The sequence below is a fragment of the Virgibacillus sp. 7505 genome, from assembly GCF_002272135.1.
Lineage (GTDB): Bacteria > Bacillota > Bacilli > Bacillales > Amphibacillaceae > Terribacillus.
In genome coordinates, this window is the sequence record NZ_NPBF01000027.1 from 70442 (window position 1) to 94196 (window position 23755).

Here is a 23755-nt window from a genome sequence, read left to right on the forward strand (position 1 = left end):
GTTAAAGTCAGTGTAGCAATTACGTATTGTGCAATGCAAGCTAGGACTCCATTCGATAGAAAGATGGGTAAATGGCATTTTTTGTCGTATAATATAGGATATAGAATGAACATGGGGATACGTTAGAGGTGAAAGAAACGTTATGAAACGATCAGAACATAAGCAGCACATACGGATGCGGCGGAAGACTCTATATCTTCTCGTGGCGGGTATCATATTGGCAGGAATGACCGCTGCCTATATCCTGTTATTTTTCGGAGGAAGACTCGTTATCGATAAAGATGACCTGACATTGAAAGCTGCTTCGACAGTTGAGAACCAGGATGGGGAAGTCATAGCGGAATTCTATGAAGAAAACCGGGAGCCTGTCAAATTCGATGAGATTTCCGAACATGTGAAAAACGCTTTTGTTTCCATAGAAGACGCCCGGTTCTACAGTCATCATGGCATTGATCTTCGAGCAACTGCGCGAGCTTTGTACCGTGACATTCTGGCGATGAGCAAAGTGGAGGGCGGAAGTACGATTACACAGCAAACCGCCAAAAATCTCTTTTTCAAAAATGATAAGACCTTTACCCGGAAAGCGAAGGAAGCGATGGCTGCTATATACTTGGAGAGGCATTACACGAAGAAGCAGATACTCGAATATTATCTGAATGAAATTTATTTTGCTCATGGTCTTTATGGAATAGAGTCAGCTGCGAATTATTACTTCAATAAAAGCGCAAGCGATCTTACACTTTCGGAAAGTGCGATGCTTGCAGCTCTGTCAAAAGCACCAAATACGTACTCGCCGAATAATAACCCTGATCTGGCGAAGGAAAGACGTAATCTCGTGCTGGACGAGATGGAAGAACAGGGCTACATTACAGCCGAAGAGAAGGAAGCTGCGCAGGCGGAAGAACTTGGTGTGACTGAGCCTGAAGAAGAGCAAGAGCGTCCTTGGATCGAAAGCTATATTGATTTGGTAGCAGAAGAAGCGCAGGAGAAATATGATTTATCTCTGGAAAATCTGCGTACTGGCGGTTACCGGATCGTAGTGAATGTGGATGAAGATATCCAACGCACAGCTTATAATACAATGCAGGATGATACGTATTTCGATGGCTCGACCGATAGCATTGAAGGGGCCTTTGTCATGCTTGATCAAAATTCCGGTAAAATCGTCGCAGCTGTGGGGGCGCGTGAGTTCCAATACGGCGACATAAACCGTGTGACAGTCCAGAGACAGCCAGGCTCTGTGATGAAGCCGCTTGCGGTGTATGGACCAGCATTGGATACAGGAGATTACAATGCGTATAGTGAGCTGCCGGATGAGAAGAAGACTTACGATGATGACTACACGGTATCTAACCATAACGATCAGTATGAGGGAGATATCACGATGTATGAAGCCGTGCAGGAATCGAAGAATACGACAGCTGTTTGGCTGCTTGATCAAATCGGTATCAAAACAAGCAAATCGTATTTGGAGAAGATGCACATCGACCTGCCGGAGGATAAAGGTCTATCGATTGCCCTTGGCGGCTTGAAGAAAGGACTGACACCGCTGCAAGTCGCGGAGGGATTCCGTACGTTCGCCCATGAGGGCCAATGGATCGAATCACAGTCCATCAACGCGATTTATGACCGCAACGGGGAAGCAGCCTTCAAGGCAGAACCTCAAACAGAAGATGTATTCTCGGAACAGACTGCCTGGGATATGACACGTATGCTGCAAGGAGTCATCACCGGCGGTACCGGAACGGCTGGTACTTATTATGGTGCCTTGGCTGGTAAGACGGGAACGACGCAGCATCCGACTGTGGATGATGCAGATAAGGATGCTTGGTTTGCCGGATACACACCGGAATATGTCGCGGTAAGCTGGATGGGGTATGACAAAACAAACGATGAAAACTATCTGGAGAGCGGCAGTTCGATGCCTACTGCTCTGACGAAATCGATTTTGCGCCAAGTTTCCCAGTATCGGACAATGTCCACGAGCTTCGAAAAGCCGGAAAATGCAGAGGATATCGGTGGTCCGGTTGAATTGCCGACCATTACAGATGCTTCGATTTCATATGGTTTCGGCGGCCTGCGGATCGTCAATGCTGATTTGACTTGGACAGCAAGCGAAGACAAGCGAATCATCTATCATATTTACAAAGAAACAGACAATGGAGCAGAGAAAATCGGTGAAGTACAAGGAAAGGGATCCTTTACAGTGGATAAAGTCAATCCGCTGAAAGATACTTCCTATTATGTAGTTCCATTCAACCCGCTGACAGATGAAAGCGGTGCTGAATCCAACCATACAGTCCTATCCGGTTTCGGATTCTGACGATTTTCACGACTCTGACACAATTCATCAAAAAATGGGGTTTTTATGAGTCAAATGCTATACAAATGCTCATGAAATTTCGTATAGTTGGAACGGATAATGAGGAGACGAAGGAGAACGATTATGCCTAACATCAAAAACGATACTATACTGCGTGCATTTCGTGGAGAAGCAACGGATTATACGCCAGTATGGTATATGCGCCAAGCCGGGAGATCGCAAAAAGAATATCGCGAGCTTAAAGAGAAATATTCCCTGTTTGAAATAACGCATCAGCCTGAGCTTGCAGCTTATGTGACGCGACTGCCAGTCGAACAGTATGATGTCGATGCAGCTATTTTATATAAAGATATCATGACACCACTGCCAGGCATTGGCGTGGATGTCGATATCAAGTCAGGAATCGGTCCAGTGATCGCCAACCCTATCAGCAGCATTCATGATGTGGAGAAGCTTGGAACCCTGGATCCAAAGCGTGACGTCCCATACATCCTGGATACGATCAAGCTCCTGACAGAGGAACAGCTGGAAGTACCGCTGATCGGTTTTTCTGGTGCGCCGTTTACATTGGCTAGCTACATGATTGAAGGCGGACCATCCAAAAACTACCATAAGACTAAATCGCTTATGTACAGTGACCCTGCTGCATGGTTCGCACTGATGGATAAGCTTGCGGAGGTATCCATCACTTATGCAAAAGCACAAGTGGCAGCCGGAGCATCAGCCATTCAGATTTTTGACTCATGGGTAGGGGCATTGAATGCAGCAGATTACCGTATGTACATCAAGCCTACAATGGAACGTATTTTCAATGAACTGCGTGATACAAAAGTTCCGCTCATCCTATTCGGTGTAGGAGCTAGTCATCTGATCATGGAATGGAATGATCTGCCGGTAGATGTCATCGGGCTTGACTGGAGGCTATCTATTAAGGAAGCAAGAGAAAAAGGCATCACGAAGACGCTTCAAGGCAATCTCGACCCAGCATTCCTGACTAGTGACTGGAAGGTGCTGGAAGAAAGGGCTAAATCGATTTTGGATCAGGGCCGGGAAGCTGGACCGCATGTGTTTAACCTTGGCCACGGTGTGACACCGGAAATAAGCCCTAGTGTGCTGAAGAAGCTGACTTCCTTCATCCATTCGTATTCCGCTAAACAAAACTCAATTTTATGACCCGAGGTGTAAGACATGACAAAGAAAAAAGTTGGTTTACTAGTTATGGCGTACGGCACGCCTTATAAAGAAGAAGACATCGAACGTTATTATACAGATATCCGGCACGGACGAAAGCCTACACCGGAAATGCTGGAGGATTTGACTAGCCGTTATAAAGCAATCGGCGGAATTTCCCCGCTTGCGCGTATTACACAGGAACAAGCTGATGCTATCGAAACAGCTTTGAACAACTCTCAGGAAGCTATCGAATTCAAGGCTTATCTTGGTTTGAAGCATATTGAGCCTTCCATTGAAGATGGTGTTGCCGAAATGGCAAAAGACGGTATTACAGAAGCTATTTCACTCGTATTGGCACCACATTACAGCACATTCAGTGTGAAATCCTACAACGAGCGTGCTCATAAAGCCGCTGCAGAAGCTGGTAATCTTCAAATTACGTCTGTAGAAAGCTGGTACGACGAACCAGGCTTTATCAAATACTGGTCAGATAATATTTCAGAGATCTTTGCTGGCATGGACAAAGAAGAGCGTGATAAAGCAGCGCTGATCGTATCTGCGCACAGTCTTCCGGAAAAAATCCTTCAAAATGGTGATCCGTACCCGGATCAGCTGAAACGTACAGCTGATTTGATTCAGGAACAGACTGGTATCAAAAACGTGGAGCTTGGCTGGCAGAGTGAAGGTAATACTCCTGATCCATGGCTTGGACCGGATGTACAGGATCTTACTCGCGAGCTTTACGAGAAAAAGGGCTATCGTTCCTTCGTATATGCACCAGTAGGCTTCATCGCGGACCATTTGGAAGTATTGTATGATAATGACTATGAATGTAAGGTCGTTTGTGACGAATTAGGCGCAAAATACTACCGTCCGGCAATGCCGAACACGGACCAGCAGTTCATCGATACATTGGCGAAGGTGGTATTGGAGCAGCAGGCACGAGTTGAGCGCCATGGCTGAAAAAAAACAGATCGCGATCGTCGGGGGCGGTATTGCCGGCCTGACGACTGCTTATTATCTTCAGAAGCAGATCCGTGCATACCGTCTGGATTATGAAGTGAAGCTGTTTGAAGCCTCCAGCCATCTTGGCGGAAAGATCGACACGCTGAAAAAAGATGGATTCGTGATAGAACGCGGCCCTGATTCCTTCTTAGCACGTAAGGAGTCCGCATCCCGTCTGATACATGACATTGGCATGGAAAAGGATCTCGTCCGAAACAATACAGGACAATCCTACATTTTAGCTGGCAAGAAGCTACATAAAATGCCAAAACGTGCCTTTATGGGTGTACCGACAGAATTAAAGCCATTTTATCAATCGCGTCTTCTTTCCACTAAAGCGAAAGCGCGAATCAGTGTTGAACCGATGCTGCCGAAAGGAAAAGAAGCTCAAGACCAATCCATGGGATTATTCTTCCGCCGGCGCTTCGGTGATGAATTGGTAGAGAATGTGCTCGAACCGCTTTTGTCCGGTGTCTATGCAGGTGAAATTGATGATTTAAGTTTGATGGCCACATATCCAAAGTTCTATGAAGTAGAACAGCAGTATGGAAGTGTGATCAAAGGATTGCAGGCGACGATGCCGAAGCCGCTGAAACAAAAGAAAGATGTGAAGCCTCCAGGCGCATTTCTTTCCTTGAAGAACGGGCTGCAATCATTGGTGGAAGGTTTGGAAGCAAAGCTTGATCCAGGCACTGTCCATTTAGAAACAAGTGTGGATCATATCGAACGAAAAGAAGATCATTATCATCTGCTGCTAGGCAACGGAGAGGTATTCCGAGCGGACGCCGCAGTACTTGCTTCGCCTTTCTTTGCAGTTCAGCGTATGCTGAGTCAATATGATTTCATGGAGCAGCTGAAAGAGATGAAGGCGACATCTGTTGCAACGGTAGCGATGACATTCGATGCTTCTGCGATCAAGAAAGATATCGATGGTACAGGCTTTGTTATCTCCCGCAACAGTAAGTACCGGATTACAGCATGTACATGGACGCATAAAAAATGGGAAGGCACCACTCCTGAAGGCAAAGTCATACTGCGCTGCTACGTCGGCAGGCCAGATGACAGCGGCATAGTGGATTTGTCTGATGAGGAAATCGTCCGGATCGCTTTAAAAGACTTGAATAAAATTATGAAAATAAAAAGCAAGCCGCTCTTTTCCGTGGTCAGCCGCTGGAAAAAAGCAATGCCGCAATACGTAGTCGGCCATCTGCAGCGTGTTGCTGATGTGCGCGCCAATATGGCGATTCACCTTCCAGGTGTATTCCTTGCGGGTGGTTCCTATGATGGAATTGGTATTCCGGATTGTATCGATAGCGGCGAACAAGCCGTACAAAACGTACTTGCTTACTTGCGTGAAAAAAGCTTCTCCTAAGGGAGAAGCTTTTTTGTGCCTTGTTATTCAAAGATATTATGGAAGCAGTTATCATTCTTGGAGCAGTCAGGTACTATGGGAATAAGGCTTGCTTTTCTTCTTGTTCCATGCCTCGACAGCTTGGCTGCGTGTCTTTCCTTTGTTTATAGGATTGGAGAAAAATTCACGAATAAATCGATTATACTCAAACTGAGGGGCAATATCTTTCCTGTAAGCAGGATCTTGCTTGCGATATTCTTCTTTATGCCACGCATTAATAGCATCTTCGTATGTTTTACCAATGTTTGCACGAAAATAGTCTTGTATGTAAGTAGAGAAATGAAAATGCTCTCCAATTTCCTGTTTGAAAAATGCTCGTACTTCCTGGCTGCAGCGATGATCTTCTGTAATAATGGTAGAACGGCTGAGCGGTTCATTGGATTTCTTTCTCCTGCGTGATGGTTTCTGTTTTGGTTTTTCAATGAGACCATCCCGCAGGAAGCTTTCAATTCTTGCTGTAATCTCCATTTTTGATCCAGAGACAGGCAATTCACTCTCACGGCAGAATTGGACAAGTTCTTCTTTCAGCCAATAATAATCTAGAAAATCATCTGCATTCGTCATACGAGTCAATTCTGGTCTCAAGTTATATCCCCCCACATGCGTTTTTCTCTCTTTTTGTTATATTATGTCATATATGCATAAATGAGACCACCCCCTGAAGGGGAGCACTCCTTAAAGATTAGGTGGTTTACATGCAAGGAATTCGGTAAAGGTAAACAATAGAAGGAGAGGTGTTAGAAAGTATGAAATTGACAGTTATAGGATTTTGGGGAGCTTATCCAGGCAGGGGAAGTGCCAGCTCTTGTTATTTAGTGGAGAAGGACGGATATGCTCTGCTGCTGGATTGCGGGAGCGGTGCGTTATCGCGGATGCCAGCTTTCATTGATCCGAAGGAATTGAATGCGGTTGTCGTAAGTCATTATCATCCTGATCACATAGCGGACATTGGTGCTCTGCAGCATGTTTGGCAAGTACAAAACAGCTTGAAAGGAACAGATGATGTGCTGTCGATTTATGGCCATGAAGAGGACGATGCAGGATTCCAGAGCTTAAAACATAAATTCACCGAAGGGATTGCCTATAAGCAGGATGAAATTCTTAGCATAGGTCCTTTCGTGATTACTTTCATGAAAACGAAGCATCCAGTGCCGTGCTATGGTATGCGGATTTCAGATGGTTTTTCCGACATTGTTTATACAGCTGATTCCAGTTACTTAGAGGAATGGGCGGAGTTCAGCAAGGATGCAGATCTGCTTATCACTGATTGCAATTTCTATCAGCATCAGGATGGGGAATCTGCCGGTCATATGAACAGTCTGCAGGTAGGCGGCATTGCGGAGCGGGCTGGTGTGAAAAATCTCTTCCTCAGTCATCTGCCGCATTTTGGAGAACACAGGCAGCTGTTGGAGGAAGCAAGCAGCGTATACAGCGGGCAAGTAAAGCTCGCATATGAAGGGCTGACATGGGAGGGGTAATACCTTCCCATTTGTCTGAATTGCTATCATGCTGAGGATTCGGTAGAATATTACTAGGATAAACAATTTCTGACACTGGGGGTCTTTATTTTGCGTTTTATCGATAATGAAGGTATTACAGATCCGAGGATTAACCTTGCGATCGAGGAGTATGTCCTGAAAAATTTCGGCAAAGACGATACATATTTGCTTTTCTATATCAATGAACCATCCATCATCATCGGCCGGAATCAGAACACGATTGAAGAAATCAATACAAAGTACGTAGACGATAATGGCATCAAGGTCGTACGCCGCTTATCAGGAGGCGGAGCTGTATACCATGACATGGGTAATTTGAATTTCAGCTTTATCACACAGGACGACGGTAACAGCTTCCAGGATTTCGCCAAATTCACTAAGCCGGTTACGGATGCATTGAACAAGCTTGGTGTACCAGCAGAGTTGAAGGGGCGGAATGACTTGCTTGTCGGTGAACGCAAGATTTCCGGAAATGCGCAATTCTCTACACGCGGGTTGATGTTCAGCCATGGCACACTGATGTACGATTCAGAGATTGAACATGTCGTGTCGGCTTTGAAGGTGAAGAAAGAAAAAATCGAATCCAAAGGAATCAAATCTATCCGAAGCCGTGTAGCTAATATCTCGGAATTCATGGATAACAAAATTCCTATGGAAGAATTCAAGGATATCTTGCTTCGTTATATCTTCGATGTGGAGGATACGAAGGATGTACCCCGTTACAAGCTGACAGAAGAGGATTGGAAAGCAATCCATAAAATCAGCGAAGAACGTTATCAGAAGTGGGAATGGAACTATGGTAAATCACCTAGCTTCAATATCCAGCAAACACATAAATTCCCATCAGGCAATGTTGATATCCGCCTGGATGTAAAGAACGGAATCATCGAACAGATCCGTGTCTTCGGTGACTACTTCGGTGTCGGCGAAGTCGGTGAACTCGAGGAAAAACTGAAAGGTGTCCGTTATGAGCGCGAGTCGATTCAGCAAGCGCTGGCGGATGTGAATGTGAGCCATTACCTAGGTAAGATTGAGAAAGATGACTTTATTGATCTTATGTACTGATTATCTATGAGACGACCTTCGGGCCGTCTCTTTTTTTCAGGAGGAGGAATCGGATGAAACGGGTGCTTCTTGCTTATATTATCTATCTTTTAGCCATCTGGATTTTCTTTCCATTCATCTATACAGAATGGAATGTGGATGTAAGCACATATGCAAGTATCGGTCATGCAGTCTATTTTTCCAGGCTGCCGCTATTACCGCTATTCCTTTATGCAGTTTGGAGGAACGAGAACCTGCAGAAAACCGCTGCTGCCATGGAACAGCGACTGCCTAAACTAGTTGCAACAGCTGGATATATGCTTATGCTGACTGTCTTCTACGGGATTGTTCAGCTGCCATTCCGATTGGCGGGTTATTGGAATGCGCGCCAAGCACAGATAAGTGTCCAGAAATTCGGAGACTGGGCAGGAGAATACGTGCTCAGCTTAGTTTTCTTTTATTTAGCTGTCACCGCAGTTGTTTTTGTATCACAGATTCTAATGAAAAGATTCCGTAAAAGCTGGTGGATACTTCTATGGATTCTGCTTGTACCAAGTGCGATTTTCATCGTTTATGTCCAGCCGATGTGGATTGATCCGCTTTATGAAGATTTCTATCACCTTCCTGATGGAGGGCTGCGTACGGAAATCGAGCAGCTGACTAGTGAGGCAGGAATTCCAGATGCGACACTTCTGGAAGTAGATCAAAGCGCAAAAACGGTTACGTATAATGCATATGTAACAGGATTGTTCGGCAGTGCTCGTGTGGTGCTGTATGATACGACAGTCGACGGCTTGTCTCAAGACGAAGTGCTTTTCATCGTCGCCCATGAAATCGGCCATTATGTGCTGCATCATGTATATTGGGGAACGGCGGGTTTTCTTGTTCTTGGTTTTGTCCTCCTATGGGTGACCAAAAGATTGTCAGATAAGTTTTTGGCTAAAAGACAAATACGTGCTCATCAGCTGCGTGCGGTGCCGCTCTTTCTGCTTATTATCAGCTCGCTGCAATTTGCGAGCGAGCCTGTGTCACTTTATGTGTCGCGGGAAATGGAGCGGCAGGCGGATGATTATGCACTTGAGCATGCACCTGATACGGAAGCAGGCATTCGAATGTTTCAGAATATGCAGCAGGTTTCCAAAGGTGATCCGAACCCATGGCCGCTGTTCGAATGGCTGCGTTCCACACATCCATCCAATCAGGAGCGTATCGAAACTATAGAATCTTATCAAGAAAACAGGTAGAGACAGTTGCGCTCTACCTGTTTTGTAAGGATTCTATTAAGAATATGGAATTCTCCTGTTTTTGCGCCTGAGATTTTGCTATTGTAGAACCAATCCCTCTTTTCTTGCATCAGAAAGGATGTTCCAGATGCAGCAGATGCAACAAAATCCAACCATGGCAGAACTCACGCCGCTTACGATGGCTGTACTGCCGAAACTCCTCGAAAACGGTCAGCCAGGCTGTGAGGTTATCGAGTCAGAAGATAGTTTTACCTTTCGCACCTCTCCAAGCAGATTCATCGATTTGGCCTGCAAGTTTTATGGAAGCAGCTTGAAAGGAAGACAGGCGGGGGTGAAGGATATTTGCGGAATCACGCATAAGGCCCCGATATCGATAGACCCTGTCAGCGGTATGTATTTCTTTCCCACCTCTTCACCGCTCTCCCATGCATGCTCCTGGATCTCTCATTCCCACATCAAGCGGATCGAAGCCGCTCCGCATCAGCGAACAACCCTCACCTTTAAGAACGGCCGTACACTAATCCTTGATGTTTCGTATGGATCCATGATGAACCAGGTCCAGCGTACTGCACAATACCGATTTTTGCTGGATAAGCGGATCAGGCATTTGTGGAAGTATGGCGGGGACCAGATTGCGGAGCCTTTTGTGTAAGCTCCATCAGAATGGCCTCGACTTTCTTCCGTATTGCCGGATTGAAATAATTACGTTTTTCCTCACATTCCTTCGTTATGAAAAGGAATGTGGTGAAGGCGTCGTTTTTCTCTGCTGTCACAATCTGCATATTATGCTGACGAAGCTGGATGCGCAGCTGGCGCCGCTCCTCCAATGCAGTCTTCTCCATCGATTGTAATGTATGTAACAGATGCGCTTTTATCTTATGCTTTCCTTCTTCTACAATCCGGATATCCTGCTGCAGGACAACAATGGCCATTGATAGAAACAGAAAGCGGGATCCCAGCTTATATTCCGACTCACTAAGACAACGCATATGCCTTTCCTCCTAGATACGAACATGTGTTCCATTATACCCTAAGCTATGTAAAGTGAAAACAGGATAGTACAGGTAATTTTCAAATGACTAACCAAATGCAGGAAAAGAAGGGGACATCCTGTCAGACTTTGCATGCTTGGGCTTTTCGTTTAAAATAGATAAAAGATGTTTTTTTGCTGGGAATAGGAGAATGGTTAGATGGTCTTAGGCGTTGGTTGGAACGACTTAATGGAAATGTTCCGCAATGGAACTTGGGACGATTATGTGAAGTCCCTGCTTGATCGATATGAGAATCTGGGTCCTATACCCGGCATTTTGCTCCCCTTTCTGGAAGCATTCCTGCCGTTTCTGCCGCTTGTTGTCTTCGTGTTGACGAACACCGTGGCGTACGGCCTGCTATGGGGCTTCCTATATTCGTGGCTCGGTACGTCACTTGGTGCAATTACTGTTTTCTGGCTGATACGTCGGTATCGGCATACACGTGTGATCAATTGGCTGCGGCATAACAAACAAGTAAATCGAATAACCGAATGGCTGGATCGACATGGTTTTGGTCCGTTATTCTTACTTTTATGCTTTCCATTTTCGCCCTCGGCTATCATCAATGTAGTAGCCGGATTATCGAGAATCAGTGTGCAGCAATTCGCTTTGGCGGTATTTCTCGGTAAAGCGCTGATGATTTTCTCAATTGCTTATGTCGGTGACAGTCTGACCTCTTTTGCGGAGAACCCGATCAAGACTGTAGTCGTAGCTGTTGCAATCATCCTGTTCTGGATGGTGGGTAAATACGTGGAAGGAAGATTGAAGAAGAAGAACGAGAAGCAGGAACAGTCACATAAGGATTAAAGCTATTCGAGCCGGGGTAAAGTGTTGCAAAACACTTACACCGGAGGAAAGCACATGAAAAAGAATAAACGTTGGAAGTTTTTCTTCCTGTTTGCCGGCATCGTGCTTTTGATTTTCTTTTCCAGAGAATTAATCTTTGCGGATTATCGAGTGGAAGGGGAGTCAATGGAGCCGACCTTGCAGGACGGTAACTTCCTGATGGTGAACAAGTTCATGAACGACGCAGATAGTATCCAGCGTTTCGATGTCATCGTCTTTCACGCAACAGAGGATGAGGATTATGTGAAACGGGTCATTGGAATGCCAGGGGATGCAGTAGAAGTTAGAAATGACAGACTGTTCGTAAACGATGAATACAGACCGGAGCATTATCTGGAAACGTATAAAGATGATGTCGATGGTCAGCTGACGTATGATTTCACATTGGAAGACGTTACCGGGCGAACGACAGTACCGGAAGGAATGCTGTTCGTAATGGGTGATAATCGAAGAGACAGCCTTGATAGCCGCTCATTTGGATTCATCCCGATTGAACAAGTTGTCGGGAAGGTGGATGCCCACTTTTGGCCGGTGTCCGCATCTGGACTTGGAGTTTAGCTCCTTATCTTTTGATAAGGAGCTTTTCCAGTATATACAAGCGAACAAACGTGCGCATCTGTTTTCCCTTAAACCGCTGGACATGATAGAATAAGATTACTAGTTTGGAAGACAGGAGTGGAGCTAAGAATGGGTGTACGTTTTATCATCGGCCGGTCCGGAGCAGGCAAAAGCCGTGCATGTCTCGATGAGATTGCAGCTAAATTAAAAAGTGATCCGATGGGATCTAATATATTTTATCTGGTTCCGGACCAGATGACCTTTCAGCAGGAGCAGGCGCTGATCAGGCAAACCGGTGTAGAAGGAAGCATCCGTGCACAGGTATACAGTCTATCGCGTCTGGCTTGGTATGTCCTGCAGGAGACAGGCGGCGCAACCAAGCAGTTCGTTACCTCGACAGGCATTCAGATGATGCTCCGTAAGATTACCGAGGAACGTAAATCTGACTGGAATGTTTTCCAGAAAGCGATCGAGAAAAACGGCTTTATGGGGCAGCTGGAAAGCATGATCACAGAGCTGAAGCGCTATCGTGTTACGCCGGAGCTTCTGCATGCCCAAATTCGGGAGATGGAGCAGTTCCAACAGCAGCACTCCCCTGAAGTTACACTTCGGGATAAGCTGGAGGATATCAGCTACATTTACGATCGACTGACCGCGCTGTTACGGGACAAGTATATTGACAGTGAGGACCAGCTGCATTTGCTGGCATCAAAAATACCATTGTCGCGTTCTGTCAAAGGGTCAGAGATTTACCTGGATGGGTTCCACCAATTCACGCCGCAGGAGCTGGAGGTAATCGGTGCATTGATGACAGAAGCGGAGCAAGTGACAGTGACACTCACATTGGACGGGGCAAACCGCCAGGATGTGGACGAGCTGGATTTGTTTGCACGCACGCATGAAACATTCCTTCAAATTAAACAGACGGCGCAGGAAAGAAATGTACCAGTCACTTCCATCGAGCAGCTCAACCCTGCCGATGGTCGTTTCGGACATAACCCTGCCTTTCTGCATTTAGAGAAGCATTTAGAGACGCGCCCAGCACCATCATTGAAGCAGGAAGTACCAATCACTTTGGCACAGGCAGTCCATCCAAGAGCAGAAGTCGAAGGTGCGGCACAGGAGATTGTCAAGCTCGTACGGGAGAAAGGCTACCGTTATCAGGATATTGCTTTGCTTCTCAGGCAGGCAGATGTATATCATGAGCTGATTGAAACAGTATTTGCGGATTATCATATCCCTGTTTTTATTGACCAAAAGAAGCCTATGATTCATCACCCGCTGCTGGAACTGATTCGATCAGGGATGGAAGTCGTTGACGGGAATTGGCGTTATGAGGCTGTATTCCGTGTTTTAAAGACCGGATTCATACCATCGACTGATGAGGTTTATCCACTGACTGAGGAAGCAATTGATGAATTGGAGAATTATTGTCTTGAATATGGTATTCGCTCCAGAGATCGCTGGCTGCAGAAAGAAGACTGGATTTTCCAGCGGTTCCGCGGGTTTGATACGACACGGCAAACCGATAAGGAACTGGAAACGCAGAAACGGATCAATCACTATCGCCGTCAAGTAGCGGATGCAATGAAGAAATTTGATCGGAAGCTGCGGGAAGGCAAGACATTCCGTGAGCGCTCGATTGCGGTTTACAATTGGCTGGAACAGCTAAAGGTACCGCAGCGCCTTGAGGAAATGCAAGTCATTTTCGACGATCGCGGGGAGCTGGAAAGAGCAAGGGAACAGGACCAAGTATGGGATAGCGTACTTCAGCTGTTGGATGAAGCAGTGGAGATTGTCGGGGATGAGCGTGTTTCCCTGCAAGTTTTCCGCCACACAATGGAGACTGGTTTTGAATCGCTTGAATTCGCCCATATCCCGCCTAGTTTGGATCAGGTTATTGTCGGTACGATCGACCATAGTAAAGTAAGCGGATTGAAATGTGCTTTCCTGCTGGGAGTCAACGAAGGTGTGTGGCCGATGAAGCCGAAGCCTGATGGACTGATCAGTGAGGAGGACAGGGAAGTACTGGCTGTATATGGCTTACAGCTTGCGGCTGGAAGCAAGCGTCAGCTGTTGGATGAGAGCTTTTACATGTATCTTGCGTTTACGGCAGCGAGTGAGCGGCTTTGGGTAAGCTATCCGATCAGTGACCAGGAAGGAAAAGCGAAAATGGCTTCCTCGCTCGTACAGCGCATGAAGGACTTATTCGACTGGTGCTGTGACGAGCGCATGCTTCAGGATCCGGAGGACAGCCTGGATACGGCCCGTTTTGTTGCTACCATCGATCAGAGCCGGTCTGCGCTTACGACTCAGCTTGCACGTAAAATGCGGGGATATCCAGTTCATCCTGTTTGGGATAGCGTACTGAACTGGTTCATCAGCCATGAGAGCGCAGAGGAGCTGACAGGTAGAATACTCCAAAGCCTCTTCTACCGGAACGAAACAGAGGATTTGGCGGAAGAGACGAAGGAGCAGCTTTTCCCGAAAAAAGTAAAAGCAAGTGTATCGCGTTTGGAAACCTACTATCGCTGTTCCTATCAGCATTTTGCCAAGTACAGCCTTGGATTGGAAAACAGACGGACATACAAGCTGGATGCCCCGGATATCGGACAGCTTTTCCATGAAGCATTAAAGCAAATCACGGATTGGGTACAGCTGGAAGGACGGAATTATGCGCAGCTGAATAAGGAAGATGCAACTGGATATGCAAAACGGGCGATGGGCAACCTGGCACCTGTATTGCAAAACCAGATTCTCCATAGCTCCAACCGGTTCAAGTATATCCAGCAAAAGCTTCAGGAAATCATCGCACGTGCTGCCTACACGCTGAGTGAACAGGCGCGGCAAAGCAAGTTCTCCCCAGTCGGGCTTGAGCTTGACTTTGGGGAAAATCAGACATTGCCACCAATTGAGATCACGCTGCCAAATGGCTATGATGTACAGCTGAGAGGACGAATTGACCGCGTCGACAAAGCGATCGATCAGGAGGATCTGTTTCTTCGCATCATCGATTACAAATCAAGCAGCAAAGCGCTGAATCTTACAGAAGTCTACTATGGTCTCGCACTCCAGATGCTCGCTTATCTGGATGTAGTGCTGTCTCATTCAGAACAGTGGCTCGGTCTTAAAGCTACCCCGGCAGGTGTATTGTATTTCCATGTGCATAATCCGCTGATTTCGCAATCGAGCAGATCACAGGTGGATATCGAGGACGAGATATTCAAGAAATTCAAGATGCAAGGTATGCTGCTGGAGAACGAATCTGTTGCCCGTATGATGGATACATCACTGGAATCAGGAATGAGTAAGATCATTCCCGCTGGTCTGAAAAAAGATGGTGCATTCCGTGCTGGTTCGCAGACAGCTGACCGAGACACTTTCCAGGCTTTGCAGCAGCATACTAGATTTCTAATGGAGCAAGCTGGACTGGATATCACGAATGGCGGTGTGCATTTGAATCCATACCGCCATCACGATAGAAGTGCTTGTACATTTTGTGATTTCAAGGCAGTATGCCAATTTGACGCATCACTTGCCGGCAATAAATATCGTGCAATAAAAGATATGAAGGATGAAGATGTATTGAATAGCATCAAAAAGGAGGTGGAACGACATGGTAAAGTGGACTGATGAACAGCAGCTTGCTATTGACGCCAAAGGACATGATATCTTAGTCGCGGCTGCAGCTGGTTCAGGGAAGACGGCTGTTCTCGTTGAACGGATTATCCAAAAGCTTGTGAATCAAACTGACCCGGTCGATATCGATCAGCTGCTAGTCGTGACTTTCACAAATGCAGCTGCACAAGAGATGCGCAGCCGGATCGGAACGGCGCTCGAAAAGGCTTTGGAGGCGAATCCTTCTTCGCAGCATCTTCGCAAGCAGCTGTCATTACTGCAGAATGCTTCCATTTCCACGCTCCACTCGTTCTGCCTGGACGTTGTACGTAAATATGCGTATTTGCTGGATCTGGATCCAGGTTTCCGTATTGCAGATGACTTGGAAGCAGATTTGATCCGTCAGGAAGTAATTGGGGAGCTGCTGGAGGAATGGTACGGTAAAGAAGGCGAAGAGCAAGCAGCTTTCTTTGGCGTTGTTGATCGTTTCAGTAATGACCGCAATGACTTGGAAGTGGAAGATCTCATTCTGAAATTATATGATTTCGCTACCCAGAATCCATACCCAGAAGCTTGGCTCGATCAGATGGCAGAATTGTATAATGTGTCTGCTATACAGGATGAGAATGAGCTGCCTTGGCTGCAAGTGCTGAAGCGCGAAGCAAACGATCAGCTGCAGGCGATGCTGCAGGAAGCAGACCAGGGGCTCGCGCTCACACGCGAACCGGATGGGCCGTATCATTACGCAGAAACGTTCGAGGCTGAAAGAAAGTTCATCGCCGAAGCGAAGCTACTTGTGGAAGGCAGCTGGAATGACGCTGTAAGTTTCATCAAAGAGCAATCATTCGGCAGACTTTCCAGTAAAAAGGTTGAATGTGATGATATGAAAAAATCGCAGGCAAAAGCGCTGAGAGATTCTTATAAGAAGAGATGGGGCAAGCTTGCTGGTGATTGGTTTGCTAGGAAGCTCGAAGTCTATTTGACGGATGTGCTCGAGCTTTATCCGTCAATCCAGCAGCTCGCATTGCTCGTCAAGCAATTCCGCAGCCGTTATCAGTTGGAGAAACGGGAGCGGGCTTTAGTCGATTTCTCAGATCTGGAGCATTTTTGCCTTGAGGTGCTGATCGATGAAAACAGCACACCGGAACAGATCATTCCCTCAAGCATTGCGGAAAGCTATCAGAACCGGTTCAAGGAACTATTATTGGATGAATACCAGGATACAAACCTTGTACAGGAAACACTTGTTACATTGATTTCTGACCGTTCAGGAAGCGGTAATATGTTCATGGTTGGAGATGTCAAACAAAGTATCTACCGTTTCCGTCATGCGGAACCTACATTATTCCTGAATAAGTACAAGTCTTTTTCTGACCCGGAACATCCTGCTATGCGCATTGATTTGGCAAGTAACTTCCGCAGCAGGCAGCAAGTGCTGGACGGAGCGAATTATATTTTCAGGCAGCTTTTCTCAGAAGACGTTGGGGAAATGCAGTACGAAAAAGAAGCGGAACTCATCTATGCAAATAAAATGTATGATGATTTGAAACAGGATGATACCGACGTCGAACTAGTCATCATCAATCGCGACGGTACCGAAGAAGCTGAAGATGCTGACACGGACACCGAAATGGTGGAGGACCTGGAGAAGGCACAGCTGGAAGGTCGTGCATACAGCAGGATGATTCAGCAATGGATCGGTCACGATGGCCACGATGCGATGAAGGTTGTCGATAAATCGACACAGCAGCAGCGTGATATTCAGTATCGGGATATTGTCATCCTGCTGCGATCTATGACATGGGCACCGGCAATCGTGGAAGAACTAAAGCAGCGGGGCATTCCAGTATACGCAGAGCTTTCAACGGGCTATCTGGAAGCCATTGAGATCAAAGTGATGATGAGTGTGCTGAAAATCATTGATAACCCGCTTCAGGACATACCGTTCGCTGCCGTTTTGCGTTCTCCTATCATTGGTCTGAAGGAAGACGATCTTGCCAAAATAAGACTCGCAGATCAGCGAAGCAGCTATTACGAAGCGGCTAGGGCCTATGTTCGAACTGCGAATGATGAGATTTCCATCAAAATCGAACGGCTGCTGGAATGGCTTCGCTCTTGGAGAATGGAAGCAAGACAGGGAGCATTGTCAGCATTGATTTGGTCGATCATGAGGGAGACAGGCTACTATGATTTTGTCGGCGGCATACCAGGCGGACGGCAGCGTCAGGCGAATCTTCGTGCCCTTTATGATCGAGCTAGAAACTATGAAAATACATCATTCCGCGGATTGTTCCGCTTTGTGAAGTTCATCGAACGTATGGAAGAACGCGGAGATGATTTAGGAGCTGCGAAGGCTTTAGGTGAACAGGAAGACGTCGTTCGGATTATGACGATTCATAAAAGTAAGGGACTTGAGTTTCCAGTCGTCATCACTGGTGCGATGGATAAAACATTCAACCAGCAGGATTTGAGAGAACGCTATTTGCTGCATAAAGATTTAGGGTTTGGCAGTAAATATATTGATCCAGTGAAAAGGCTTATGTATCCTACATTGATTTACCATGCATTAAAGGCAGAGAAACAGCGGGAATCAATAGCAGAAGAGATGCGCGTACTTTATGTTGCTTTGACACGTGCAAAAGAAAAACTGGTGATGGTCGGCAATGTCGCATCATTAGAGAAAAAGCTGCAAAAGTGGCGTCAGGTGGCGGATCATCCGTCTTGGGTACTGCCTTCGCATTATCGCCTGGAAGCAACATCCTATTTGGATTGGGTAGCACCTGCGCTAATGCGTCATGAACAAGCAATGGAACTGAGAGCAGAAGAGCTATCACAGCACTTGCCGGCAGAAATCACAGCAGATAGATCCCAGTGGCTAATCCGTATCCAAGAAAGCAGAGATTATCTAACCTCTGAGGAACAGGAAGAAGAAGCTAACCAAGAGCTGCTTCAACGTATCACTGACTGGAATCCGGGTGAAGAGGATCCGGATTGGAAGGAAGAAGTGGAAAATCGGCTGACTTATCATTACCCGCATACAGAAGCCACAAGGTTCCGGGCAAAGCAGACAGTAACGGAAATCAAGCGCCAGCGGGAAATACGGGACAGCTATAGTGATAGTGGTATAGTGAACCGTATCCAGCAAAGAGCACCGATCTCAAGCAGACCGCGTTTCCTGCAGGAAGCGAAGGAACTTACACCGGCAGAGCGAGGCAGTGCGGTCCATGCTGTCCTGCAGCAGCTTGATATCCGAAGGGAATGGGATAAGAAGAAGCTGGAGGAATTTCTGTTTGAATTGGTAGACAAGGAATTTTTACAGCAGGAAGCTGCCGCATCGATTGATGTGGAGCGGATACTGGATTTCCTGGAGTCTCCAATAGCAGATCGCATACGCCGAGCTAAGCACTTCTATCGAGAAACACCGTTTACTTTGGCACTGCCGGCGAATGAACTGTACAATGACTGGACAGGTGCGGCTTCTGACAGAGTAGTTGTTCAAGGAGTGGTGGATCAAATTCTAGTGGAGGATGATGGACTTGTACTCCTGGATTACAAAACGGATTCACTTTATGGAGAAGATCCGAATAGGAGAGCTGAGATTCTGACGGAGAAGTATCGGGTACAGATCGAGCTATACGCAAAAGCAATCGAACGGATTTGGAAGAAGCCGGTCAAGGAAAGGTATCTCTACTTCTTTGATAAAGGTCTCTTGCGACAAGTATGAGAAAAGGAGACAGCCACCGTGGGCTGTCTCCTTTTTAATTTGGCTGTAAATGTCTTTCCAATTCATAATAATCCATTTCATTCCCTGTGATTTCCGCTAACTGCTTCAGATAATCAAGTAAGCGAATCCGGTCAGCACGGAAGTAAGCAGAATCCGAGATGTGGAGGATTGTGTCTTTGGCGAACTCCCATATAATCGGGAAGTTCTTTTGAGATATAGAATCAGTCATCCGGATGAAAACGAGAATCATTTCCAGGATTAATAGATAATCCTTTTGTGTATAATGCCGAATCCTTCCGAAGCCTTCATGCAGATAGGTAGAGAAAGTGACGGTATTATACACGACGCGTGTCTGTTCCTCTTCATCCTGCAGATAGGGATGAAGCGTCGTTGACGCATCGATATTGATCATCAAGTCCGCCATTTGATGGAAAGTATTGATAGCGGAGGTTGGATCATCATTTCCGATCGACTTAATGGCGATTTCACTTAGTTTGTTCATACTCATATCCACGTCCTGAATCTCGGATCGCTTATGTCCAATTTGGATGAGTTTGCTGTACTTTTCGATTTGTACATCCTGTGCACCTGGTCCGCGATAGCTGAACAAGCGATTGCCTTTTAGTACGAAATCACCTGCTTTGGCATTCATTTTTACAACAACATTGTCTTCTTTAGCCTGCTTGATCATGTCCACAAAATTGATCAGCTGGATATACCCCGAATTAGATGCTTTACAAGTGTATCCAGTATAATCTTCGAATGTATAACCGGACTCATCACTACGATACGGCTCGAGTTCATCAATCAACGTCGACTGGATAATTCTTTCAGACTCGGTTTTCATAGCATCCACGATATTATGCATTTGCATCCATGTTGTCGTGTGGTTAACAAATACAGCAAAACCGATAACGGCTGTCAGTGTAACAAGCGTACTGGCAATCGGCACAGCCGTAAAATAATCCCGGGAACTGTTCGTGACGAACAGAAAGGAGACGAGCATAAACACAAAGCTTCCATAGAATAGTCCTAGAATATGCTGCGTCGTTCGATCAGAGATGAAGTTGAATAGCATGCGTGGTGAATACTCTGAACTGAAGCTTGTTAAGACTACTAAAATCGAGTTCAACGTATAAGCTGCCAGAAGCAGCGTACCACTGACTAGCACACTAACAAGGGTACCGGTATTCGAGGCGGAAGCATTGAAAAATCCTGTTGTTTTAGTCGGTAAATCCAAGTAAAGGTCTAATAATAGCGGTATTGTTACAAGCACGAGGGCTCCGACTATATAGATGGCGGGCATCATCCAGAGATTTAGCTGCGCTTCATGCTTGCGCTGACGCTTTGTCATATGTAGATATTTTCGTATAGGTCGCGGTAGTAATTTGATAAGCATATAGGACGCCTTTCTAATGGGAGTGATCATTGGATTTTACCCTACATTTGGTAGCGGCAAACACCTGGGAGCCAGATGAATACCTAGCTGATCATGCGGGTAAAGTAGGGAAAGGAAGGAGTTGGTACTATGGCAGACATCAAACAAGAACAAGGGCGCTTTTATATCGGAAATAGTGACCAGCCGGATGCAGAGGTGACATTCAGGGAATCTGATGATATTGTCATTGAACATACGATGGTGATAGAGGATAAGCAAGGCGCAGGCATTGGAAAGCAATTGATTAATCGAGTCGTTGATTATGCGAAGGAACAAGGGAAACAGATTGTTCCTGTATGTACTTTTGCGCATGAGATTCTGAGTTCTGACAAGAAGTATGATGGGGTTTGGGAAGGCCCGCTATAAGGAAGAGTGACTCGCATCCTGCGAGTCACTCTTTTTTAATTGTTGATATATTTTTCGTAAACTGCACCGAAATCATGTGCATGATATTTATCTTTTGTGGCGGTCAGCCACTCGAAGCCGAATTCAGTCAGTTTTTTGTATGTCTCGTCCAGCGTACCGTCGGTATAACGGGATTGCTGAAGAATGGCCGCTGCTTTATCCAGGCTTGTATGCGCCATATCCGTATATATACTGTTTTCATAATTGATTTCCGAAATGCGCAGCAGAGCCTTATACAAATCTTTCAGCTGATCGATTTGATCTTTCTTCACATCGATACTGATAACCTGATTATCGATAGAAAATTTAATTTCAATATCCAGATCCACTTTACCGGCTGTTTCTAAATAGACATTGCTGATACGGTGCTGCATGTATGGGTAACGGCGGAGAGTTCTTTTGGAAGAAACAGCGCTTTCGCCGTCAACATGAATGATAGCGAGATTCGTAAAGCAATACTCATCCTGCCTCGTTTTAATCAGGAAATAAATTTTTTCATTATCTTCATTCATGACATAATCATCGGCATCTGTCTTATCATAGTCACTGGGAGGAATGATCTTGCCGATATCAGATAGACCCAGAGCATCAGAAGCTAGTTTCTTAAACATAATTTAACCCTTTCCGCTATGTAGCATGTGATATACTAATTTTAGCAATTTTGACAGAGTGCATCCATATTTTTTCTGTAAATGGTGCATCTGTACTAATGAAAGGCGGAATGAGATGAAAGAAAGAATAAGACCTATGCCACAGACAAAACGGCTGCATTGGATCGACGCAGCAAGAGGGGCAGCTATACTTGGTATTTTCATGGTGAACGCACCATCATTCGGATCTCCCTTTTATATGCCGGGATTTGACTCTCCGGAATGGGATTCACCACTTGATAACTTTTTGCTAGGCGGTATCGATATATTTTTCCAAGCCAGCTTCTATACGTTATTTTCCATACTATTCGGGTTCGGTATGCAGCTGATATTTGATAGTCGGAAACGGGACGGCATCAAGCCTGGCTGGTTCCTGAGCAGACGTATGCTGGTACTGCTCGGACTAGGAGCAATCCATGCATTTCTTATTTGGCATGGCGATATTCTCTTTACATATGCAATTCTTGGTTTACTGCTTATTCCATTCCTATATACCCCAAGATGGGTTCTGCTGACAATGATTCCTGTTTTGCTTCTTCCGGTGGTTCTGCTGTTCACGCTGTTAGCTCTGGCCGCATCAATGCTAGGTGAAGGAATAAATGAAATAATGTACAGCACGATGGATATACCCAGTAAGCTAGCCGCTTATGGTAATGGTACTTATACGGATGTCCTGCAGCAGAATCTAATTGACTGGTCGACAGCCAATGGGGCCGGCGGTATATTCCTCAATGTATTTATGCTGCTGCCATTATTGATGCTCGGCGCGTATATCGCCCGTACGAAGCTGTTTCATGATCCAGTAGCCAATCGTCGCAAGCTGATTTGGTTTACTGCTATAACCGGATTTCTTTTCGTCGTCTTCAAAGCGGGACCGTACTTGATTGGAGCACCTTATTGGCTGAGCATTGTTCAGGATTCGATTGGCGGCCCTGCATGTGCGCTGTTTTATCTTTCTTTGATAACACTCCTGTCAAACGTCCCTGTCTTCAGCTGGATCGCACGTCAGCTAAGCTGTGTCGGACGCATGTCTTTGTCAAACTACTTATTCCAGTCTGTATTGATGTTCGTCTTGTTCTACGATATCGGTTTCGGATTATATGGGACGTTCTCTTTAGCAGGGTTCATTGGCTTTGTCATTGGTGTCTTCGTAATCCAAGTGATCTTGAGCCGCCTCTGGTTCCGATATTTCACCTTCGGACCTATAGAATGGCTGTGGCGCATACTGACGTATGGAAAAATTCAGCCGCTTCGGAAGAAAAATGAACAGCAAGTGTCTTGATGCTGCAATAATGGGAAACATGGTATGATGTACGGGTACATAACAAAAGGAGGCGCACCATGGACGGAATGATACTTACACATATAATCGGCTGGGGACTCGGTCTTCTGCTCTTCTTCTTTGCGCTTGTTCTTTATAGCGAGAAGAAAATAAAGCAGGCAACGATTCTGCATATGATCCTTCGGCTAGATTATCTGCTTATTTTGTATACTGGCTTTGTACTTTTATGGAGATATTTTGACGCATCTGGTTCTTCCTTTACTGTCCAAGCAGTCATCAAAGGTATTGCCGGGTTGATCGTCATCGTCTGCATGGAGATGATTCTCGTGAAACTGAAGAAAGAAAAGTCCGCAAAAGCTTGGTGGATTATCTTCTTCATTGCACTCGTCATTACATTGCTGCTTGGCTTTGGCATCCTTCCGATGGGATTCCTGCCATAAACCTGCCTATAAAGGCAGGTTTTTTTCTTTTGCTCACGTTTAGCGCCGCTTTTCATATGTTGTA

At 45.8% G+C, this 23755-nt stretch carries 19 protein-coding genes; 15 read left to right on the top strand and 4 right to left on the bottom strand.

The annotated features are described in order from the left end of the window. The first annotated feature begins 142 nt into the window (after window positions 1-142). The 4 genes from CHH91_RS12380 (at window position 143) to hemY (ending at window position 5873) form a co-directional block, all read left to right on the top strand. Entirely contained in the window at window positions 143-2323 is a 2181-nt protein-coding gene (locus CHH91_RS12380; RefSeq protein WP_095223767.1) for a transglycosylase domain-containing protein, read from the top strand. A gap of 123 nt (window positions 2324-2446) precedes the next feature. Then, a complete protein-coding gene (hemE, locus tag CHH91_RS12385; RefSeq protein ID WP_095223768.1) occupies window positions 2447-3496 on the top strand; it encodes a uroporphyrinogen decarboxylase in 1050 nt (349 codons plus the stop codon). Between the two features lie 15 nt (window positions 3497-3511). Beyond that, window positions 3512-4459 (top strand): ferrochelatase, encoded by a 948-nt coding sequence (gene hemH, locus CHH91_RS12390; protein ID WP_095223769.1) that lies wholly within the window; start codon window positions 3512-3514, stop codon window positions 4457-4459. Continuing rightward, entirely contained in the window at window positions 4452-5873 is a 1422-nt protein-coding gene (gene hemY / locus CHH91_RS12395; protein WP_095223770.1) for a protoporphyrinogen oxidase, read from the top strand. The genes hemH and hemY overlap by 8 nt, the downstream gene beginning before the upstream one ends. A gap of 66 nt (window positions 5874-5939) precedes the next feature. Here hemY and CHH91_RS12400 read toward each other — a convergent pair whose 3' ends face one another. After that, window positions 5940-6497, bottom strand: a complete 558-nt coding sequence (locus tag CHH91_RS12400; RefSeq protein ID WP_095223771.1) for a DUF6434 domain-containing protein — start codon at window positions 6495-6497, stop codon at window positions 5940-5942. 161 nt (window positions 6498-6658) lie between these two features. Here CHH91_RS12400 and CHH91_RS12405 point away from each other — a divergent pair, with 161 nt between their 5' ends. The 4 genes from CHH91_RS12405 (at window position 6659) to CHH91_RS12420 (ending at window position 10351) form a co-directional block, all read left to right on the top strand. Then, window positions 6659-7390, top strand: coding sequence for an MBL fold metallo-hydrolase (locus CHH91_RS12405; protein WP_095223772.1), 732 nt, complete (start codon window positions 6659-6661; stop codon window positions 7388-7390). A 90-nt stretch (window positions 7391-7480) separates the two neighbouring features. After that, on the top strand, window positions 7481-8476 hold the full coding sequence (gene lplA, locus CHH91_RS12410) for a lipoate--protein ligase (protein ID WP_095223773.1): 996 nt from the start codon (window positions 7481-7483) through the stop codon (window positions 8474-8476). A 53-nt stretch (window positions 8477-8529) separates the two neighbouring features. Then, complete coding sequence (locus CHH91_RS12415; protein WP_095223774.1) at window positions 8530-9699, top strand: M48 family metalloprotease; 1170 nt, start codon at window positions 8530-8532, stop codon at window positions 9697-9699. Window positions 9700-9826: 127 nt separating this feature from the next. Continuing rightward, a complete protein-coding gene (locus CHH91_RS12420; RefSeq protein ID WP_286160774.1) occupies window positions 9827-10351 on the top strand; it encodes a competence protein ComK in 525 nt (174 codons plus the stop codon). Here CHH91_RS12420 and CHH91_RS12425 read toward each other — a convergent pair. Continuing rightward, window positions 10299-10688, bottom strand: a complete 390-nt coding sequence (locus CHH91_RS12425; RefSeq protein ID WP_095223775.1) for a YhjD family protein — start codon at window positions 10686-10688, stop codon at window positions 10299-10301. The two genes, CHH91_RS12420 and CHH91_RS12425, sit on opposite strands and share 53 nt — an antisense overlap. Before the next feature lie 201 nt (window positions 10689-10889). Between CHH91_RS12425 and CHH91_RS12430 the strand changes: the two genes are divergently transcribed. From CHH91_RS12430 to addA, 4 genes are all read left to right on the top strand, one after another. Next, entirely contained in the window at window positions 10890-11537 is a 648-nt protein-coding gene (locus CHH91_RS12430) for a TVP38/TMEM64 family protein (protein ID WP_095223776.1), read from the top strand. Window positions 11538-11591: 54 nt separating this feature from the next. Beyond that, window positions 11592-12134, top strand: a complete 543-nt coding sequence (gene lepB / locus CHH91_RS12435; protein WP_095223777.1) for a signal peptidase I — start codon at window positions 11592-11594, stop codon at window positions 12132-12134. Window positions 12135-12263: 129 nt separating this feature from the next. After that, the gene (gene addB / locus CHH91_RS12440) at window positions 12264-15767 is read left to right on the top strand and encodes a helicase-exonuclease AddAB subunit AddB (protein ID WP_095223778.1); all 3504 of its coding nucleotides are present in this window, start codon (window positions 12264-12266) and stop codon (window positions 15765-15767) included. Then, window positions 15751-19476: a helicase-exonuclease AddAB subunit AddA gene (gene addA, locus CHH91_RS12445; RefSeq protein ID WP_095223779.1), complete on the top strand. Its 3726-nt coding sequence runs from the start codon at window positions 15751-15753 to the stop codon at window positions 19474-19476. Before addB ends, addA begins: the two co-directional genes overlap by 17 nt. 34 nt (window positions 19477-19510) lie before the next feature. Here addA and CHH91_RS12450 read toward each other — a convergent pair whose 3' ends face one another. Next, a complete protein-coding gene (locus CHH91_RS12450) occupies window positions 19511-20875 on the bottom strand; it encodes a DUF2254 domain-containing protein (RefSeq protein ID WP_176465778.1) in 1365 nt (454 codons plus the stop codon). Window positions 20876-21004: 129 nt separating this feature from the next. Between CHH91_RS12450 and CHH91_RS12455 the strand changes: the two genes are divergently transcribed. Then, window positions 21005-21280, top strand: coding sequence for a GNAT family N-acetyltransferase (locus tag CHH91_RS12455; protein WP_095223781.1), 276 nt, complete (start codon window positions 21005-21007; stop codon window positions 21278-21280). Between the two features lie 35 nt (window positions 21281-21315). Here CHH91_RS12455 and CHH91_RS12460 read toward each other — a convergent pair whose 3' ends face one another. After that, a complete protein-coding gene (locus tag CHH91_RS12460; RefSeq protein WP_095223782.1) occupies window positions 21316-21930 on the bottom strand; it encodes a PH domain-containing protein in 615 nt (204 codons plus the stop codon). A 115-nt stretch (window positions 21931-22045) separates the two neighbouring features. Between CHH91_RS12460 and CHH91_RS12465 the strand changes: the two genes are divergently transcribed. Together CHH91_RS12465 and CHH91_RS12470 are read left to right on the top strand one after the other, a co-directional pair. Continuing rightward, window positions 22046-23251 carry a DUF418 domain-containing protein gene (locus tag CHH91_RS12465; RefSeq protein WP_095223783.1) on the top strand — a complete coding sequence of 402 codons (1206 nt, stop codon included), beginning with the start codon at window positions 22046-22048 and terminating at the stop codon, window positions 23249-23251. A 59-nt stretch (window positions 23252-23310) separates the two neighbouring features. Beyond that, the gene (locus tag CHH91_RS12470) at window positions 23311-23691 is read left to right on the top strand and encodes a DUF1516 family protein (RefSeq protein WP_286160775.1); all 381 of its coding nucleotides are present in this window, start codon (window positions 23311-23313) and stop codon (window positions 23689-23691) included. The last annotated feature ends 64 nt before the right edge of the window (window positions 23692-23755 follow it).

Bases quoted from the DNA above. Each gene is read 5' to 3' on its own strand.
- CHH91_RS12380 (WP_095223767.1), top strand. From the start codon at position 143: ATGAAACGATCAGAACATAAGCAGCACATACGGATGCGGCGGAAGACT.
- hemE (WP_095223768.1), top strand. From the start codon at position 2,447: ATGCCTAACATCAAAAACGATACTATACTGCGTGCATTTCGTGGAGAA.
- hemH (WP_095223769.1), top strand. From the start codon at position 3,512: ATGACAAAGAAAAAAGTTGGTTTACTAGTTATGGCGTACGGCACGCCT.
- hemY (WP_095223770.1), top strand. From the start codon at position 4,452: ATGGCTGAAAAAAAACAGATCGCGATCGTCGGGGGCGGTATTGCCGGC.
- CHH91_RS12405 (WP_095223772.1), top strand. From the start codon at position 6,659: ATGAAATTGACAGTTATAGGATTTTGGGGAGCTTATCCAGGCAGGGGA.
- CHH91_RS12415 (WP_095223774.1), top strand. From the start codon at position 8,530: ATGAAACGGGTGCTTCTTGCTTATATTATCTATCTTTTAGCCATCTGG.
- CHH91_RS12420 (WP_286160774.1), top strand. From the start codon at position 9,827: ATGCAGCAGATGCAACAAAATCCAACCATGGCAGAACTCACGCCGCTT.
- CHH91_RS12425 (WP_095223775.1), bottom strand. From the start codon at position 10,688: ATGCGTTGTCTTAGTGAGTCGGAATATAAGCTGGGATCCCGCTTTCTG.
- CHH91_RS12430 (WP_095223776.1), top strand. From the start codon at position 10,890: ATGGTCTTAGGCGTTGGTTGGAACGACTTAATGGAAATGTTCCGCAAT.
- lepB (WP_095223777.1), top strand. From the start codon at position 11,592: ATGAAAAAGAATAAACGTTGGAAGTTTTTCTTCCTGTTTGCCGGCATC.
- addB (WP_095223778.1), top strand. From the start codon at position 12,264: ATGGGTGTACGTTTTATCATCGGCCGGTCCGGAGCAGGCAAAAGCCGT.
- addA (WP_095223779.1), top strand. From the start codon at position 15,751: ATGGTAAAGTGGACTGATGAACAGCAGCTTGCTATTGACGCCAAAGGA.
- CHH91_RS12450 (WP_176465778.1), bottom strand. From the start codon at position 20,875: ATGCTTATCAAATTACTACCGCGACCTATACGAAAATATCTACATATG.
- CHH91_RS12455 (WP_095223781.1), top strand. From the start codon at position 21,005: ATGGCAGACATCAAACAAGAACAAGGGCGCTTTTATATCGGAAATAGT.
- CHH91_RS12460 (WP_095223782.1), bottom strand. From the start codon at position 21,930: ATGTTTAAGAAACTAGCTTCTGATGCTCTGGGTCTATCTGATATCGGC.
- CHH91_RS12465 (WP_095223783.1), top strand. From the start codon at position 22,046: ATGAAAGAAAGAATAAGACCTATGCCACAGACAAAACGGCTGCATTGG.
- CHH91_RS12470 (WP_286160775.1), top strand. From the start codon at position 23,311: ATGGACGGAATGATACTTACACATATAATCGGCTGGGGACTCGGTCTT.